Consider the following 17,854-nt stretch of genomic DNA (forward strand, 5'->3'; position numbering starts at 1 on the left):
ATAGTCAACAATTACCTATTTGTTACAACAATAATAATTATATGGATAAATTAAAAAAAGTATATGTAGGACTAGTTCCTAGATGTACTTTTTTTATGCGCAATTTAATAGAAAATCAAGTTTATAAGGCGAAATAACTTTAATTATCACAAAAAAACATAAAATTTAATTCTATAATTTAGACAAATTTCATTGATGAAAAAAGTATTTTTATATAATAAATGGTAATTAAAAGTTGCAATATGGAGAGGCGTTTCTTTAATAAAAGTAGAATAAATAAATTATGTAGAAAATTTAGTAATAATCAATCGAAAAAATTAATCGACGAAAAGTAGCTGTTTTCGGGCCTTAACCGTCTTTATATATATAGGGACAATTTACAGTTGAAAAATTATTAATCTAGGGGGAAGAAATTATGATATCAGAAAAAACGAATTGTGGCGAAATGGAAAGTTTGTTAGATAGAGCGAAGAGAGGTGACAAATCAGCCACTCAAGTAATACTTAATAGGTTTATAGGACTGGTAATAAACAATTATAATAATTTAGTCCACGAAAAAATTGACATTGAGTTTGACGATTATATTCAAGAATGTAATGTGAAAATTATAGAGTGCATTAATAAGACTAATAAGGAAAACTATTGGCAGCTAACCAGTATGATTGAAAAAAGTCTGAGATACAAGACCAGTGATGTTGGGAAAAAAATCAGCAACTTTAATAAGTTGAATATGCTTTGTGAGAATAGCATCGATGATTACAGAGCTAAAGAAATAGAGAAAGTTCATAAATTTGAGGATTTAGTATTAGGGGATATGGCCGTTGAACGTATCTGCAATACTATTATTAATGACAAGCTAAGCAGAGAGGAGAAAAGGGTATTTGATGTATATATTTCTGGGCTGGATCTTGAAGAATATGCACAGGGAAAGGGGATTATGGTTAAAAGTGTGATGAAAACCTTTAGAAGTGTTATCTGTAAAATTAGAAGCATAGAACAATTGAAAAACTACCACAATATGATTTTTATTACTCTCATCTTCCTTAAAAATATGAATACTTTTGTAGAGATAAAAGAATTATGTTTCTTCATAGAAATTATAGGCATGTAAATGGGGAGGTTTTAGTATAAAAGAGTATGAACTAATACAAGAAGTTCTTCGAGCTAAGGCTGGAGATAAGGAAGCTATGGGAGTTGTAATGAAAAGGTTTACGGGATTGATTGCAAAAACTGCAAGAGGGATTTATATAAAAGGGCTAGAATTCGATGACTTGGTCCAAATTGGGCGGCTCTCAATAATTAAGGCTGTAAATATGTTTGATCCTTCAAAAGGAAAAAGCTTTACAGGTTATGTGAAAAATGCTATTATAAAAAATTTTTATTATCTAATAAGGGGTACTGCGAAAACAGCTAGCTATTGTAGTTTAAATAGTCTAAATTCCGAAGGGATTGAGATTATAGAATGCCTAGTTTCTGAAGAGAATGTTGAAGAACAAATTATAGAAAGTGAACAAGCAGCAGCTTTACATAGAGCTTTAAGGGAATTGTCAGAAAAAGAAAGAGAAATTATAGAATGGTTTTATATAAAAGATAAAGCTTTGGGACAGTATGCAGAAGAAAAGGGAATTGCATATAGAACCGCTATAGATAGGAAAAAGAGAGCGCTAGAAAAACTTAAGAATATTTTAACGGGGAGGAATTAAGGTGGCACTGTATAGACAGATACAAACATTATTTTGGCAGGATGGATTTATAGCGGAGCTTACGCCAGAGGAGAGGTATTTTTACTTTTATCTTCTAACAAATCCAAGGAGTACCCAATGCGGTATATTTGAAGTTAATATGAGAATTATGGAGGCAGAAACTGGATATAATCGTGAAACCTTAGAAAAGCTAATAAAGAGATTTGAGGAGTATGGAAAGATTATATATTCTAAGGAAACAAAGGAGATTATTATATTAAATTGGCTAAAGTATAACTTCATAAACAGTAAAAATACCATGTGCTGTATAAATAAAGAACTTAAATCAGTTAAAAATGAAGGATTTTTAAAATTATTATATAAAAACTGCCTAATCAAAGGATATGATGTGGAGGCAATATTTAAGGATATTACTTTAGCTGTGGCGGAAGATAAATCAGAAGTAATTCCTGAAGAATTAAAAGAAGAAGTAGATGAGAATAAAGTAGAAGGCAGTAATATAGATGGACAAACTATAGCTGAAGATAGTACTAATGAGGAAGTGGGCAGAGATTCTATTGATGATGACATAAAAAAACAATCACTTGCTAGGGGCTTTGAAGGGGCTTATAAGGACCTTGGGGAAAAAGAAGAAGAAAAAGAAATACAAAAAGAAGCTTCTAATAAAGAAAAAGTAATAAATAAAACAGAAGGAGGTGATGCCTTTTATGGCCATGAGGAAAATTTCAGCTGTAGGGTTTTAATGGAGTTTAATAAAAACATACGGCAGGCTACCATAAGGGATCTTGAAAAGCTTGGGCAGTGGAAAAGTTATTTCTCTGATGAGGTAATAATACAGGCAATTTTTGAGGCAGTGAAGTATAAGGCGAGGCATACGGGATATATTGACTCTGTTCTTAAAAGCTGGAGGTCTGTTGGTATAACTAAGCTGGAGGAGCTTGTGGAGTATAGAGATGGAAGTTCTCAAAAGGATGAAAAGTGTAATGCAGATGCATATAGATATTTGGATTAAGAAGGAGGGGGATTATGAAAATAGAGAAAATATATAATCAGGATGCGGAGGCCAATATACTTAGTTCTATTCTTGTAAAAAATGACAGTATATGTGAGGTCATTGATGTCCTAAATCCTGAGGATTTTTATAATACAAGGCATAAAATAATCTATGCAAAGCTAAAGGAAATGTATGAAAGCAGCCTGCCAATGGATATTGTAACCCTATCTGAAAAGCTTGGCGAAAGGCTTAAGGAAGTTGGAGGAGTCAGCTATTTAGGGGAGCTTATAAACTCTAGTATTAGTGCAGTTAATATTAAAAATTACGGCTATATTGTGAAGGAGAAATCAAGTTATAGGCAGCTAAAAGGCATTCTCAGCAGCTCTTTAGATAAGCTGGATAAGGAAGAGATTGAAGCGGAGGATATGATAGAAAATGTACAGGATTCTCTTTTGGGTATAAGCAGTGTTGAAAAAGAAGATTCTGGACATATGACTGGAGTAATGGAGAGGTTTATGGATACTCTTCAGACAAGATATGAGAAAGGCGGGGAGATAAAAGGAATAAAGAGCGGCTATAGGATTTTGGATAAAACCTTAGGTGGTTTTATGCGTCAGGATTTAGTAGTTTTAGCTGCAAGGCCTTCTATGGGGAAGAGTACTATGGCCATAAACCTGCTTTTAAATACAGTTTTTATAGGACAGGCTAAGACAGCTTTTTTTAATCTTGAAATGAGTGAAATACAGGTATCAGACAGGGTTGTAGCTGTCCATACTGATATACCTATGAACAATGTAAAGACTGCCAGTTTAACTGATGAACAGTGGTATAAGATTTCTAAAGCTGCTTCCGATCTGGCGGCTTCAGCCATAAAGATTTATGATAAAAAACTAACTCTAAAGTCTATAAAAGCAGAGTGTAAAAAGTTGAAGATTAAAGAAGGGCTGGATATTGTTTTTATCGACTACCTTCAGCTTATTGATAGTGAGAGAAAATCGGAAAATAGGAATCAAGACATTTCCAGGGTAACTAGAACTCTTAAGCTTATGGCAAAAGAGCTTGATATAACTTTAATTCTCCTTTCTCAATTATCTAGAGCACCAGAACAGAGAAATGACCACAGGCCGATGCTTGCAGATTTAAGAGAGTCCGGCAGTATCGAACAAGATGCTGATATTGTTATGTTTTTGTACAGGGATGACTATTATACCAAGGATAGTGAAAGTAAGGGGATTATGGAATGCATTGTTGCGAAGAATCGAAATGGGGAGGTGGGGACTGTGAGATTGAAGTGGATGCCGGATGTGCAGAGGGTGAGGTAATATAATCCTTTTTTTAAATCAGTTAGGGTTTGAAACCCCGTCTGATTCAAGTTTACACTTCATATATCCTACTTTTGATAAAATAGAAAGAGTTTGGATAAGCCCAAACTCTTAATTAGTATTCGGTATTTTCGCTGTATTGCATTAGTTCCTCAATACTTACAATTTTTCTTTTTTTAATTATAGTTCTTAGTTTTTTATTTTTCATAAAGTAGTTATCCCATACTTCATTTAAATTGAATATAAGAACACTACTTCTGCCTTTTGGCTTATAAGTACATTCGTTCTTCAAGGTGTCCAGTATTTTATCCCTTGAGAATTCACCTTTATTGTTGCCTATCAAATTCTTGACTATACTTTCAACATCCTCTAAATAAATCATGTAATCCCCTTATATAAAAGTTCTATACAAACTATATATATGCAGTGTTATATAATATTGATTATTTATAAATGAAATACTTATTTGAAACAATATTATAAATTTTATTTAAAAACCTATAATATTGTTAAACCTGTTCAAGACCAGTTCCATCTAATTTAATTCTTAATATTTCATTGCCGCCAGTATCAAAGTATATCCAACCAGGTACGGTCCATAAATACCTAGCAACATGATCAGTAAGTTTTGTATTCTCAGAGCCATCGAGCTTTACTTTGAATAAACCTATTTGTTCAGGTGTTCCACCAAACTCAGTAACAGTATAATAGATATAATCATTATATATGTTTATACTGTATACACCTCCATCTTTACGCTCAACTGAGGTTAGTAGCGTATCTTCTGTACCATCATTTTTAACTTTATGAATACCTTGAATATCACTATAAAAAATCCAATTATATACCGGCTGAAATCTTGATAAAGTTTTATTTGTCACTTGTTTTACAGTACTTCCATCAGTTCTAATCATTGCGAATTGTGGTTTTACTGGATTAGTTAGAATATACATATTTGTGTATATCCATCCTTCCTTCACGCAAAATGGAAGCCCAACTTCTATTGAGTAAGATTCATTTAAATTTAGATGTATTTTCATTTCGTTTGTGCCATCTATTTTAATTTTACATAACTCACCGCCTCCAGTATCTGGAACACTCTGTGTATAATAAAGCCAGTCGCCGTCTAGCTGCATATGACGGGGATAGGAACTGCTTAATTTTACTTTGTTCGTACCATCAATATTTGATTTATAAATACCGTGGTCATTGCCAAAGACTACAGAGTAGTACATAGTATTTCCTACAATATTAGTACTGGCTAGAGGTTGATTTGCTAATTTTATGTTGCCTGAGCCATCTGCTTTCACTCTATACAGGGCATAGTTATCACTTGGTTTTCTATAATATATATATCCATTGTTATAGGACACAGATAATCCGTTTATAACATTACCAAGGTAATCTTCCTCTCTTGTTGTTAACTTTTCTATGGTTTCATCTGGAACTACTCCATCACCTCCAAGTACAACAATATTTTTTGTTGAAGAATTTAACTTAGCAAGACTATAAAGAAAACCTTTTGTTTTGTTGCCAGGTGTTTTAGGAGTGAGTACTATAAAAGAAGAATTTTTAGCTGCAACAGCAGCTCCAGATAGAGCATCAGGAAAATTTTCGCCAGAGGCAGTATAAACGTTAGTATAATCATATTCACCAAAGTGATTTATAACATCGATATTTGTATCATATCTATCTGCTCCTGCAATTCTTTCAGATCCAGGAAACTTGCTTAAAAGAGAATCGCTAATAACTCCTAAGCCACCTACTACATAGGATTTAGTAATTTTCTTTGCAGATAAATAAGTCTTTGTTGTATCTGAGAGAGTATCTTTTGAGGATAGGATAATAGGCATCCCCTTTTTTGCAGCTATTGGAGCAATAGAAAGTGCATCTGCAAAGCCTAATCCAGAGGTAACTACTATTTCACTGCCTGTATTAAAATTAGAATGTATATAATTTGCGATGGTAACCGAAGTTTCATACCTATTACTTCCACTCAGTCTAGTAATACTTATATTAGGTATTTTTCTTAAGGCATCTTCAGTTGTCTTTGAAATACTAGCCTCTCCACCGATAATAAATAAGGTTTGTACTTTTAAATCTTTGATTTTTGTTATTGTTTCCTCACTTATCATAGACTTTTCTACTAAAAGAATGGGTGCGTCTAACTGCTTTGCTAAAGAAACTGAACATAAAGCATCGGGGAAATCCTCACCACTAGCTAACACTAGGTTTTTAGATTCTTTCCAACTAGAATTTAAAATTTCAATGCTAGTTTTATAACGAGTATCTCCTGAAAGTCTAGTCACTTTAGACACTGTTGAAACTTGAGGAGTTGTTAAGGACCAAACCTTTGTAAATACAAAAATAAGAGGTACCAAAAAAATTAAAATCTTTTTTAACTTTATCATGGATTCACCTTCTTCGTATAATAGAATTTTGTAAAGTTAACACTAAAAATGTACTAGGTAAGCTTAGTATTAGATTTTCCCTATATAGAAAAGATTATTTACATAAGAATAAAGAATAGATCCGAGCATGTTAAGAATCTATTATAGAATTTCGTTACCTAAGTCTTGATTTGTTACCAGTTTTATATACTTGTGGAGAGTACGTAAATAAAATATAATTGTGTAGTAACAAATTGTTAACAAAAGGAGACAAATATGAAGAAAATAGTTTCAAACATTACCTCACTTTTAATACTATCTTTAGCTGTAATATCAACATCTCAAGTTAGTGCAGCAACATTAGATAAGAGATTATCAGGAAGCAACAGATATGAAACAGGTGCTAAAATTATAAGTAATGGGTGGACAACTTCTGAGTATGCCGTAGTTGCTAGTGGTGAGGGATTTGCAGATGCACTTTGTGCAGCTCCTTTAGCTAAAAAATATAATGCACCAATTTTACTTACTGGAAAAGATACTTTGGATTTAAATACAAAAAATCAATTGAAAGCACTTGATGTAAAAAAGGTATTTGTGGTTGGTGGCTCTGGTGTAGTATCAGAAAGTGTAAATTCTGAAATGAAAGATATGGGTATTGAAACTAATAGAATATATGGACAAAATAGATTTGAAACATCTCTACAAGTAGCTAATAATTTAGGAGATATTGCTGGTGTGGTAGTAACAAATGGATTTGGATTTGCGGATGCGTTATCCATAGCTCCAGTGGCAGCACAAAAGGGAATGCCAATACTGCTAACGGATAAGGAGGATTTATCTTCATCAGTTAAAGAGTTTTTAGCTAATAGTTCCTATAGTAAAAGTTATATAGTTGGTGGAAGTGGAGTTGTAAGCGATAAAATAGCATCACAGCTAAAAGGTAATACAAGACTTGGAGGGGCTAGCAGGTATAGCACAAATGCAGCTGTATTAAACCAGTTTGCTAACGAGTTTAGTTACGACAAAGTTTATGTAGCTTCTGGAGAGAACTATCCAGATGCCTTAAGTGGAAGTGCTTTAGCAGCTTTAAGTAATTCTCCTTTGATTTTAGCAGGTACTTCTGTTAATCCTTCAGTAATGTCCTCAATAAAAGCTCAGCATGAAAATTATAATAATGTGATAATTTTAGGTGGAACTGCAGTAGTTTCTGATGCAGTAGCAAGCGATATTGTAAGTGGAGTAGATACCATCACTTCAGCGGCTATTAGGAATGAGTTTCAAAAAATAGGGTTTGTATTTAGTTCAGAAACAACTGCTTTATATGACAAAGATGGAATTACTATTGGGTTAGTAAATCAAGGTGAGTATTGGCAGCTTGCTGTAAAGACTTGGGGAGAAGAGGAAGAGAGTTTATTTTATAGAGGAATGAGCATAATTCTAGGACAAGATGCAGCTTGGAGCAGTTTAATATATATTGATTATGCACTAGATATGCCTGATTCTGTTCATACAACTGAACATGTTCGTACATTTGTCAGTGGTGACAAATTGGTTGTGCATATTTTTAATCCAAAGGAATAATAGAGTATAAATGAAGTGGAAACTTGAATCAGATGGGGTTTCGTCTACGACCCGGGGCTTTGCCCGTTAAATGCCATTTAGGCATTTAACCCCCACCTGATTCTTAGTTGAACGAATCCAGGGACGTAGCCGCTCGCAACGTACACTTTGAAGAAGATGGGAGTATTAGAGCGGGTAGTCATCGGATAAATACTAGATTAGCGTGTCCATTAAACCTGGGGCTATTGCAAAATGAAATTTTGCAACAGCTCTTTTACTTGCTCAAAGATTTAATTTTGCTTTCTCAGTTATCCAGAGTAAATGGCAAGTTGTTTAAAGTATATAGCTTGGGTATAATATTAATAATTAGAACTAAAACTGAGAGGTGTTTTAATGCAGAAAAAATTCAATATAACCGGTACATGTATTCCAGAAAAGCATTATATGGTTAACATAGATAATAAATTGAAAAAAATGATCCTTATGATTGAAGATGGTGAATATTTTACTGTAAATAGACCTAGACAATATGGAAAAACTACAACATTATATATGTTGTCTAGAGCATTAAAAAAAAGAGAAGATTATCTTGTTATTAAATTGAGTTTTGAAGGAATGGGAGATGAAAGGTATAGTAGTGAAAAAAGCTTTATAGAAGGTCTTTTTATACAATTTAAAAGAATATTTTTAATGGACAATGAAAATCAAATTATGCAATTAATAGCTGAAAATAAGGAGATAAAAACTCTTGATGAATTAGGGGTATTTATAACTGAACTTGTATTAAAGTCTAGAAAAAAAGTTGTACTTATAATTGATGAGATAGATAAAAATAGCGACAATCAATTATTCTTAAACTTTTTAGGAATGCTGAGAAATAAATATCTATTACGAAGTGAAGGTGAAGATTTTACATTTCAAAGCGTTATTCTTGCTGGTGTACATGATGTAAAAAACCTGAAGCTTAAATTAAGAAAAGATGAGAAACGTAAGTATAATAGTCCTTGGAACATAGCTGTAGATTTTAATATGGACATGAGCTTTTCTAAGGAAGAGATAGGTACCATGCTTCAAGAGTATTCTTATGAAACAGGTATGGAAGTAAATTTGGAATATTTTTCAGAAAGAATACACTATTATACTTCTGGTTATCCATTTTTAGTAAGCAGATTATGCAAGATAATAGATGAAGAAATATTGATGGATAATAGAGGAACATGGAAAGAAATATATCTAGAACAAGCGCTAAGTATACTTTTAAAAGAAAGTAATACTAATTTTGATTCTTTAATAAAAAATTTGCAGAACAATAATGATTTATATAATATTGTTTATAAATTAATTATTGAAGGTAATGAATTGTCATACAATTCTGACAACCCAATAATAAACTTGGCGACGACTTATGGTATTTTTAAAGAAATGGATAGAAAAGTAAAGATTCATAATAGAATTTATGAACAGCGAATTTATAATTATATGATTTCAAAAGTTGAAACTTCAACAGATATAAAAGGATATAATTTTCGAGATAATTTTTATTACCTGATAACAGTATAGACTTTGAAAAGGTACTCTTAAAGTTCCAAGAGTTCATGAAAAAAGAGTATAGCACAAGAGACAAAGAATTTTTAGAGAAAAATGGCAGACTTATTTTTCTAGCCTTCATAAAGCCTATAATTAATGGAGTAGGATTTGACTTTAAAGAAATTCAAATCTCTGAAGAAAAAAGGTTAGATGTAGTTATAACATACTTAAGTAAGATGTATGTTATAGAAATGAAAATCTGGAGAGGTCAGGCTGCTCATGAAAGAGGTATTAAGCAGTTGTGTGATTATTTAGATGTTATGACTTTAAGTGAAGGATTTCTTGTAATTTTTGATTTTACAAAGCAGGGAAATAAGAATTGGAAAAAAGAAAGATTGCAGATAGAAGGCAAGGATATATTTATGATTTGGATATAGGTTACACTTTTATTTTGTAAAGTGGTTAGAAATATAGTAAATATTAAGGATTATGTTGGAGGATACTTGGGAAGATCCGTAGATTTGTGTAAATCAAATCTACGGATCTTAGTCGTGTAAACAATTTTGTGTATTCTCTTAGGTTATGTCGCAATCTTGTCTTTAAATTCTTGAAGGGTTCGTACTCGTGCTGATATTTTTAACCGTTTTTTAAGTTTTAATGTCAGATTGATTATTTATTATTTTTATAATATCCTCAGAAGCTTATTGGTACATTTGTATATATACATAAATTAAGATATAATTTATGTTAAAATATTGGTATATTAGTTATATGTTGGGTATTAATTAAGCAATATTTATACTTAATTCTAGATTTTATACAGTGTGAAATTACAAGGAGGTTTTGGTGAGTAATTTAGACAATATATTAAAAATGATATTCAAACTTAAGCCAGGGGTAGTTATAAAGCGAAAAGAGTTAGCAGATGAATTTAATATTAGTGAAAAACAAGTTGCAAGATATAAAAGAATTTTAGAAGAATTCTTTACAATAGAATCTATACCAGGACCTACAGGTGGATATAGACTATTAGATTCATATTTTCCTTTTAAAGAATTATTAACAGAAGATGAAGTAATGCTTTTAAAGTATTATAGTGCATCATCACAATATTCTGATGATGAAAAACTTAGAAAAGCATTAGATAAAATAAACTATTCAATATTAAAAGAGGATAATCAAATATCTGCACAGATCATTCCATATTCAAGAATTAATAATAATGGACGTGATATTCAAAGAACACAAAATAAATTTTATGAAGCTATTTTACATAAGTATGAAGTTATTATTAGTTATACATCAAATGAAGGAAAAAGCACTCGAAGAAGAGTTCAGCCATATAAGTTATTTATGTATAAGGGAGAATGCTATGTAATTGCAAAATGTTTACTGAAAGATAGCATTAGATTTTTCAAACTTGTTAGAATAAGTGAAATGATTGTTACCAGTATTAAGTTTGAACAAAACTTGGATGTAGAAAAGTTCTTACAAGATTCAATGGACAAGAATATAGGAATCTTTTATGGTCAGGAATATAAATTAAAACTTAAAATATATCCACCAATGTCAAATACAATCAAGGAAAGAATTTGGGTTGACAATCAAGTAATAACTGAGCTTGAAAATGGTGAAATATTCTTTGAAGCTACTATGCAAGGTGGACCAGAAATCATTTCTTGGATACTTTCAATGAGAAGTTGCGTAAAAGTCATTGAGCCTGAAAGTCTAAAAATTGAATTAAAAGAAGAATTAGAAAAAATGATCAATAATTTAAAAAAATAAAAAATTAGTGACTGTTTTTGTCCAGAATTATTAGTATAGTGTTTTTAGAAGCTAATGTATAAGTAATTCTACCAAGTGATAGGAGGGATTTTGTGAGATTCAAAATAAATTTAAGTGCAGCTGATAAGAAAATTCCAATTGGGAATAGATTTATGATATGTAGTTTATTAAAGAAAGCTATTGAAATAGGAGATGCAGAGTTATTTAATGAAATATATTTTTATGAAGATAAGAAAAATAAAAAAATTAAAGACTTTTCCTTTGCAATTTATTTAAGAGATTTTAAGGTGGAAGATAGCTATATAAATGTTAATGGAGATATTTCTATAACTGTTAGTACACCAGATTACAATTTAGGGATAGCAATCTACAATGGATTATTAAAGATCAAAACCTTTAATTTCAAAGGATATAATTTAGAGTTAAAAACAGTTACTTTGTTAAAGGAAGCTAAGGTAAAGAGTAACATAATTCCATGTAAAACTTTATCACCAATTTTTATAAAAGATAGGGCGGGAAAGGGCATAGATGTACATGATAGCAACTTTGAAGAAGGGCTTAATTATATAAGTAATTTATATCTTGAAACGTATAGAGGGTATGGTTTAAGGGAAAGACTTAAATTTATTCCTATTAATATGAAAAAAGTAGTAGTAAAAGAAGAGGTAGAAGGCTTTAGAGAAGGAACTAATAAGCAATTTTTATTGGTTGATTCATACAAAGGAATATTTAATTTAAGTGGAGATATTGATGATCTTCAAATTTTATTAGAAGCAGGAATGGGATATAGACGAAGCCAGGGATTTGGACTGATAGATTTAGTATAGGAGGTGGAATTTTGAGTTTAGTGAGAATCGAACTAGGTGACTGGTTAAAAAATGCATCAATTATTGGGCTTATAAAGGTATTAGAGCATAAGAAGAAGCTTGGAGAAAGTATTAAAATTAAAAATGATTATTTAGAATTTGATTCTGAAATGTTAGATGGTTTCGAAGAGGCTTATTTTAAAACTTTAATATCAGAACATGAGAAAAAGTTATCTTGGTATAAATTGGCTAGCCTTGAAGATGATTTAAATGCAATCGAAGGCAATGAAATAACTAATGAGAATGTGGAAAAATTAAATGATATTTTAGATAAAATGAAGTCAAAATCAATGCTTAATTCTAATAGCTATTTAAGTGCTTATTTATTATTAGAAGATAGAGTATGGATAGTAAATAAGGAAAAAAATCTAGCTAAGATAAAGCTTAAGAAAAAGGATAAAGTAGAAGATTTTAAAGAAGAAATATTAAAACAAATTTCCATAGCAAAAGAAATAATCAAGTGGTTTAAAAAGCCAGAGGTTAAAAGAGTAATTGCAGCAAAAAATGTAATGTATGATATAATTCAACCATTTTGGAATAACATAAGTATGCTACTTAAAACAAACAACGAGAAAAATATGTATGAATTGTATAAAAAAGATTTTATAGAGCCATTTACTAATTATGTTGAAAGTGATAAGACTAAGTATAAAAATAATTGTTTTACTTGTGATAACAAAATTAAGAAACTTGGGAAACCAGAAGCTTTTGATTTAACATGGCTTGTTAAAACAGGAGCAGATATGTCAAGAAAGTCATCACATTTTTGGAATATGAATGGGGATGCGTATATCTGTCCAATATGCAACTTAGTATACTCATGTCTACCACTAGGATTTGTACTAATGGAACGTAAAGGAATTTTTATTAATAGTAATCAAAGTATTAAAAGCCTTAAACAATGTAATATTACTACTATTGATTGTAAAGGAGATAGATTTGTGGAAATAGAAAATTTATCTTACTATAATGTGCTTAATGCAATGGAAAATGTAAACATAGAAAATATTGATAAAGAATTTGAGAATATTCAAGTTGTGAAGATTGATGGAAATAATGATAGAAGACCTTATAGTTTTAATACTTTATCACCAAAAATTATGAAGATTTTATACTATCATAGGAAAGCATTAGAAGGCTTAATAAAAATTAGAGTTAGGATAACGGATAAATATTATATAAATCTTTATGATGAAATTATTAGAAGGATATATGATGGTAAAAATCTATTTGAACTAATTCACAAATTATTAGTTATGTATTTAGATAAGGAAAAATTTAAAGGTGTACATAACATTTATAAAATATTACAAATTAATACTTCATTAACAGGAGGAAAGGAAATGAGACAAGAGGATATAAATAAGTTTATGTCATATGGCTTTAAACTTAGAGGGGCCTATGAAAGTAAAGAGGCAAAGGCAAAATTATCAGGAATAACTTATAGATTATTAAATGCAATTAAAACAAGAGATAGTGGTAAATTTATGGATACTATAGTGAATGCACATATGTATATGAAGAGGGAAATACCTAAGGAAATTGGACTAGCCTTAAGAAATAGCGATGTGCTGCAAAATGTAGGATATGCATTTGTATTAGGATTACAAGGTGAATTAAATAAAAAAGAAACTGAAGGAGAGAAATAAAAATGAGTACTATAAAGGGTTTAACAATAACAATGGTTTTTGAGGCTGAGAGTGCTAACTATGGGGAAGGAGTAGGAAATGTTACATCATTAAAGAAAATATCAAGAGATGGTGGAAGAGCTTATACTTATATTTCAAGACAAGCTTTAAGATATAATATTATAGGACAAATGGGGGTAGATAATACTCCTTTAGATTTAGATGGTGAAGTTCTTCAATTCCATCCAGATGCAACTATTAAAGATTATCCTGAAATAGACTTGTTTGGATATATGAAGACACAAAAGCCAGTAAAAACAAGAGCTGCAGTAGCAAGGCTATCAAATGCAGTTGCACTTGAAACCTTTAACGCCGATTTAGACTTTTTAACTAATAAGGGGTTGCTAGATAGATATAATGAAACAGCTGAAAAGAAAAAAGATGGTGGTAATATAGCTCAAAGTGAAATTCATAAATCTTATTATTCTTATACAATAACAGTTGATCTAGACAAAGTTGGAATAGATATACTAGACAAAGTTAATTTAGATAAGGAAGAAAAAACTAATAGAGTAGTAGCTCTTTTAGATGCTGTTAAATTCTTATATAGAGATATAAAAGGTAGAAGAGAAAACTTATCTCCAATACTTGCAATAGGTGGAGTATATTCAATTAAAAATCCTTTCTTTGAAAATAGAGTTAAGTGTTATAATAACACCATTGATATAGAGCCGCTAATGAGTGTTAAAGCCTTAGGTAAAGAAGTGTCAGATAACACAAAGGTTGGACTTATAAAAGGTATATTTAGAAATAGTGATGATATAGTCAATAAGTTAAGTGCAGTTGATATGGCAGAGTTCTTTGATTCAATTAAGAATGAAGTTAAAGCATATTATGAAGTGTAGGTGTTAACAATTGAGTGATAAAAGGGCTATTAGATTAGAAATATATCAAAACTTAGTTAACTATAAAAAGCCTACTAGTTTCCAATTAAAGGAAAGTTACCCCCTGCCACCACCATCAACTATAATAGGAATGGTTCATTTTGCCTGTAGTTATACAGAGTATGAACCAATGAAGGTAGCTGTACAAGGAAATTTTAAATCTAGAGTGTATGATTTGTATACAAGATATGAGTTTGCTGGTGCAAGCTATGAAGAAGCAAGACATCAATTAAAATTAGCTAGTAATGATGGGAAAGTTTATGGTGCAACAAGAGGAATAGCAACTTCCGAACTTTTAGTTGATGTAAATCTTATAATTCACATTTGTCCAGATGACGACACGAAAGTAGCGGAAATATATAGTGCTTTTAAATCACCTAAAGAATACATTTCCTTAGGAAGAAGAGAAGATTTAATAAGAATAGACGATGTTAAAATTGTAGATTTAACTGAAGAAGAAGTAGAGATAGAGACTTTAGAAGATGAAATCTGCTTTTATGTTCCATATGAATATGTTAAAAATGAAGAAGTTTTAACTAAAGCAACGCTATATACTTTAAACAAAGTTTATAAAAAGGAACAAATAAGAAAAGGCGTTGAAATTAGAAACTGGGAAAAAGTAAAGGTGGCTTATTGTGTAGGTGGTAAAAATACTGTTGAATCTGATCATATATATAAAGACAGTGATAATAAAAAAGTATTTCTTATTTAATTTGTAGGAGTTAGATATTTTTATCTAGCTCCTATATTATAGAGGTGAAAAATGAAGAATTTGTTTTTGGCTAAAAGTAATCCAAGAGAAACCATAATAGAGCATACTGAAAATTTATTAAAATCTTATGACATGTTAAAAGAATCATATCCAAATTTAAAAAATATAAACTGGGAATTATTAAAGCTCGCTTGTATTTATCATGATGCAGGTAAAATGAATACAAAGTTTCAAAATAAGATAATTAAAAATATAAATAAAGAGCTTGAAAAACAAGAAAGTGAAGAAATGTTACCATATCTTGAAGATTTTTTAGAAGATATTGAAGAAATTCCCCATGGATATTTAAGCAATGCATTTATACCCATTAGTTATTTAAAAGAGAATTTTACAGATGAAGAAATTAAGGTTTTATATGAGAGTATTTTTTATCATCATAATAGAGAAAAGCTAGAAGGACATAGAAAAGAAGAACTTTTAAAAATAATAAAAGAAGATTTACCTCAATATATAAATGATTTTAAGTATGATAAATTTATTAGTGATGAAATAAATTTAAATAGTAAATTTATGAGATATCTAAGAAAAAGAATTTTAACTGATGCAAATATATTGGATGACGAAACTTATGATATTGCTAGTAAATTAATAATGACAAAAGGACTATTAAATAAAATAGACTTTGCAGCAAGTAGTGGTGTTTTGGTTGAAGTTCAACCTGGTAAACTTAAAGGGTTAACAGAAAAATCTATTGAGCCATATAATTTAAATGATCTTCAAAAATATATGAAAGAACATGATAATGACAATTTAATAATATTAGCATCAACTGGTATAGGTAAAACAGAAGGGGCGTTAGTTTGGATTGGAAATAACAAGGGGTTCTTTACTTTACCTCTTAGAGTATCTATTAATTCTATTTATGATAGAGTAGTGTCTAAAATAGGGTATGGAAAGGATAAAACAGCTTTATTGCATTCAGATAGTGCATCAGAATATATGAAAAGAGAAGAAGATGGAATAATAGATAAATATTATTTAGATTCAACAAAGCAGTTATCATTACCACTAACTATTTGTACTTTAGATCAATTAATAGGTTTTATATTTAAATACGAAGGTTTTGAATTAAAACTAGCTACTTTAAGTTATTCAAAGATTGTTATTGATGAAATTCAAATGTATTCTCCAGATATGATAGCATATTTAGTACTAGCCCTTAGAGACATAGTTCGTATGGGAGGAAAATTTGCTATAGTAACAGCAACCTTCCCACCTATTTTTGAGTATTTTATGAATTATGCTGGCTTAAATAGAGGAACTGAATACAAAGTACCAGAAAAACCTTTCTTAAAAAAGTTGGATGATAAAGTTATGCTAAGACATAAGGTGAAAATTTTTCAAGTTAATATTGATTCAAATATTATTTATAATAATTATAAAGGTCAAAAGATATTAGTAATTGTAAATACAGTAAAAACAGCCCAAAAGCTTTATTATGAACTATCTAAATATGAGGACATAAAAGATAAATTATTTATGTTTCATAGTAGATATATTAAAGAGGATAGAGCAATTAAAGAAGATCAAATTTTTAATGATGGACAGCTTAAAAATAAGTTTTCTGGTATATGGATAACAACACAAGTAGTAGAGGCGAGTTTAGATATAGATTTTGATGTATTATTTACCGAATTATCTGATATAAGTGGTCTTCTACAAAGAATGGGTAGAGTTTATAGAAATAGAATTTTAGATAAGATGGAAGCAAATATAAATGTATTTGTTGGTGATGATAAATTACCTTCAGGTATATTTGATAATACTTCAAGATTTGATTCTATAATTGATATTGATATTTTTAATAAATCAAAAGAAGCAATTTTAAAATATAATGATGTAGAGCTTGATGAAGAGGAAAAGATGAAGCTTGTTTCAGAGGTGTATTCTGTAAGTAACTTAGAAAAATCTAATTATTTTGAAGTGATAAAAAAGACAATAGATACTTATAGTGACTTGATTCCTTATGATTTAAAAAAGAATGAAGTGAAGCTTAGAAATATTATGTCAGAAACTATAATTCCGGAAGTAGTTTATGAAAAAAATAAAGAAAGAATAAATGAAACAATAAAAGAACTTGGGGATACAAAGGATTTTTCAAAGAGAACCTCATTAAAAGATGAACTTATGAAAAAGACTGTAACTATTTCTGCATCTATGTTTGAAAATATAAAAAGAAAGGGCGCAGCAGTGGAAAAGCTTGAGGTAAATAAATATGAAACTATTTATATAGTTCCTGGAGAGTATACATTTGAAAAAGGGTTTGAGATTCAAAAAGATTTTAATAAATTTTCTGAAAAACAATTTGGATAACTAAATAATTAAGTACCAAAAATGTCCTTGATTGATGATAATATTCAATC

At 30.1% G+C, this 17,854-nt stretch carries 15 protein-coding genes; 13 read left to right on the forward strand and 2 right to left on the reverse strand.

The genetic code is table 11. The features are described 5' to 3' along the window. Positions 1-415: 415 nt before the first annotated feature. Genes CLMAG_RS08010 through dnaB form a run of 4 tightly spaced genes read left to right on the forward strand, consistent with a single transcriptional unit; the run spans position 416 to position 4,019 of the window. Complete coding sequence (locus CLMAG_RS08010) at positions 416-1,111, forward strand: helix-turn-helix domain-containing protein (protein ID WP_066620720.1); 696 nt, start codon at positions 416-418, stop codon at positions 1,109-1,111. 34 nt (positions 1,112-1,145) lie between these two features. Beyond that, positions 1,146-1,703: a sigma-70 family RNA polymerase sigma factor gene (locus CLMAG_RS08015; protein WP_278330508.1), complete on the forward strand. Its 558-nt coding sequence runs from the start codon at positions 1,146-1,148 to the stop codon at positions 1,701-1,703. Position 1,704: 1 nt separating this feature from the next. Further along, positions 1,705-2,715 carry a DnaD domain protein gene (locus CLMAG_RS08020; protein ID WP_066620725.1) on the forward strand — a complete coding sequence of 337 codons (1,011 nt, stop codon included), beginning with the start codon at positions 1,705-1,707 and terminating at the stop codon, positions 2,713-2,715. 14 nt (positions 2,716-2,729) lie between these two features. Beyond that, positions 2,730-4,019, forward strand: a complete 1,290-nt coding sequence (gene dnaB / locus CLMAG_RS08025; RefSeq protein ID WP_066620727.1) for a replicative DNA helicase — start codon at positions 2,730-2,732, stop codon at positions 4,017-4,019. Positions 4,020-4,134: 115 nt separating this feature from the next. Here the strand turns inward: dnaB and CLMAG_RS08030 are convergent, their stop codons facing one another. Together CLMAG_RS08030 and CLMAG_RS08035 are read right to left on the reverse strand one after the other, a co-directional pair. Beyond that, complete coding sequence (locus CLMAG_RS08030; RefSeq protein WP_066620729.1) at positions 4,135-4,401, reverse strand: hypothetical protein; 267 nt, start codon at positions 4,399-4,401, stop codon at positions 4,135-4,137. A 127-nt stretch (positions 4,402-4,528) separates the two neighbouring features. Next, positions 4,529-6,430, reverse strand: coding sequence for a cell wall-binding repeat-containing protein (locus CLMAG_RS08035; RefSeq protein ID WP_066620732.1), 1,902 nt, complete (start codon positions 6,428-6,430; stop codon positions 4,529-4,531). 255 nt (positions 6,431-6,685) lie between these two features. Here CLMAG_RS08035 and CLMAG_RS08040 point away from each other — a divergent pair, with 255 nt between their 5' ends. The 9 genes from CLMAG_RS08040 to CLMAG_RS08075 all read left to right on the forward strand — a co-directional run bounded on the left by CLMAG_RS08040 (position 6,686) and on the right by CLMAG_RS08075 (position 17,804). Further along, positions 6,686-7,990, forward strand: a complete 1,305-nt coding sequence (locus CLMAG_RS08040) for a cell wall-binding repeat-containing protein (RefSeq protein WP_066620735.1) — start codon at positions 6,686-6,688, stop codon at positions 7,988-7,990. Between the two features lie 372 nt (positions 7,991-8,362). Next, complete coding sequence (locus CLMAG_RS08045; protein WP_341420180.1) at positions 8,363-9,529, forward strand: P-loop NTPase family protein; 1,167 nt, start codon at positions 8,363-8,365, stop codon at positions 9,527-9,529. A 35-nt stretch (positions 9,530-9,564) separates the two neighbouring features. Then, positions 9,565-9,933: a hypothetical protein gene (locus CLMAG_RS34660; protein ID WP_341420182.1), complete on the forward strand. Its 369-nt coding sequence runs from the start codon at positions 9,565-9,567 to the stop codon at positions 9,931-9,933. A gap of 409 nt (positions 9,934-10,342) precedes the next feature. Next, positions 10,343-11,281: a helix-turn-helix transcriptional regulator gene (locus tag CLMAG_RS08050; protein ID WP_066620737.1), complete on the forward strand. Its 939-nt coding sequence runs from the start codon at positions 10,343-10,345 to the stop codon at positions 11,279-11,281. A gap of 92 nt (positions 11,282-11,373) precedes the next feature. Beyond that, positions 11,374-12,108, forward strand: a complete 735-nt coding sequence (cas6, locus tag CLMAG_RS08055) for a CRISPR-associated endoribonuclease Cas6 (RefSeq protein ID WP_066620739.1) — start codon at positions 11,374-11,376, stop codon at positions 12,106-12,108. Positions 12,109-12,128: 20 nt separating this feature from the next. Continuing rightward, on the forward strand, positions 12,129-13,796 hold the full coding sequence (gene cas8a1, locus CLMAG_RS08060; protein ID WP_242873021.1) for a type I-B CRISPR-associated protein Cas8b1/Cst1: 1,668 nt from the start codon (positions 12,129-12,131) through the stop codon (positions 13,794-13,796). A 2-nt stretch (positions 13,797-13,798) separates the two neighbouring features. Then, on the forward strand, positions 13,799-14,680 hold the full coding sequence (gene cas7i, locus CLMAG_RS08065) for a type I-B CRISPR-associated protein Cas7/Cst2/DevR (protein ID WP_066620744.1): 882 nt from the start codon (positions 13,799-13,801) through the stop codon (positions 14,678-14,680). Between the two features lie 10 nt (positions 14,681-14,690). Further along, positions 14,691-15,431 (forward strand): CRISPR-associated protein Cas5, encoded by a 741-nt coding sequence (cas5, locus tag CLMAG_RS08070; protein ID WP_066620747.1) that lies wholly within the window; start codon positions 14,691-14,693, stop codon positions 15,429-15,431. Positions 15,432-15,482: 51 nt separating this feature from the next. Further along, positions 15,483-17,804 carry a CRISPR-associated helicase/endonuclease Cas3 gene (locus CLMAG_RS08075; protein WP_066620750.1) on the forward strand — a complete coding sequence of 774 codons (2,322 nt, stop codon included), beginning with the start codon at positions 15,483-15,485 and terminating at the stop codon, positions 17,802-17,804. Positions 17,805-17,854 lie beyond the last annotated feature (50 nt).

Origin of the sequence: Clostridium magnum DSM 2767, from assembly GCF_001623875.1 — a bacterium.
Lineage (GTDB): Bacteria > Bacillota > Clostridia > Clostridiales > Clostridiaceae > Clostridium_AM > Clostridium_AM magnum.

Bases quoted from the DNA above. Each gene is read 5' to 3' on its own strand.
- CLMAG_RS08010 (WP_066620720.1), top strand. From the start codon at position 416: ATGATATCAGAAAAAACGAATTGTGGCGAAATGGAAAGTTTGTTAGAT.
- dnaB (WP_066620727.1), top strand. From the start codon at position 2,730: ATGAAAATAGAGAAAATATATAATCAGGATGCGGAGGCCAATATACTT.
- CLMAG_RS08030 (WP_066620729.1), bottom strand. From the start codon at position 4,401: ATGATTTATTTAGAGGATGTTGAAAGTATAGTCAAGAATTTGATAGGC.
- CLMAG_RS08035 (WP_066620732.1), bottom strand. From the start codon at position 6,430: ATGATAAAGTTAAAAAAGATTTTAATTTTTTTGGTACCTCTTATTTTT.
- CLMAG_RS08040 (WP_066620735.1), top strand. From the start codon at position 6,686: ATGAAGAAAATAGTTTCAAACATTACCTCACTTTTAATACTATCTTTA.
- CLMAG_RS08045 (WP_341420180.1), top strand. From the start codon at position 8,363: ATGCAGAAAAAATTCAATATAACCGGTACATGTATTCCAGAAAAGCAT.
- CLMAG_RS34660 (WP_341420182.1), top strand. From the start codon at position 9,565: ATGAAAAAAGAGTATAGCACAAGAGACAAAGAATTTTTAGAGAAAAAT.
- cas7i (WP_066620744.1), top strand. From the start codon at position 13,799: ATGAGTACTATAAAGGGTTTAACAATAACAATGGTTTTTGAGGCTGAG.
- CLMAG_RS08075 (WP_066620750.1), top strand. From the start codon at position 15,483: ATGAAGAATTTGTTTTTGGCTAAAAGTAATCCAAGAGAAACCATAATA.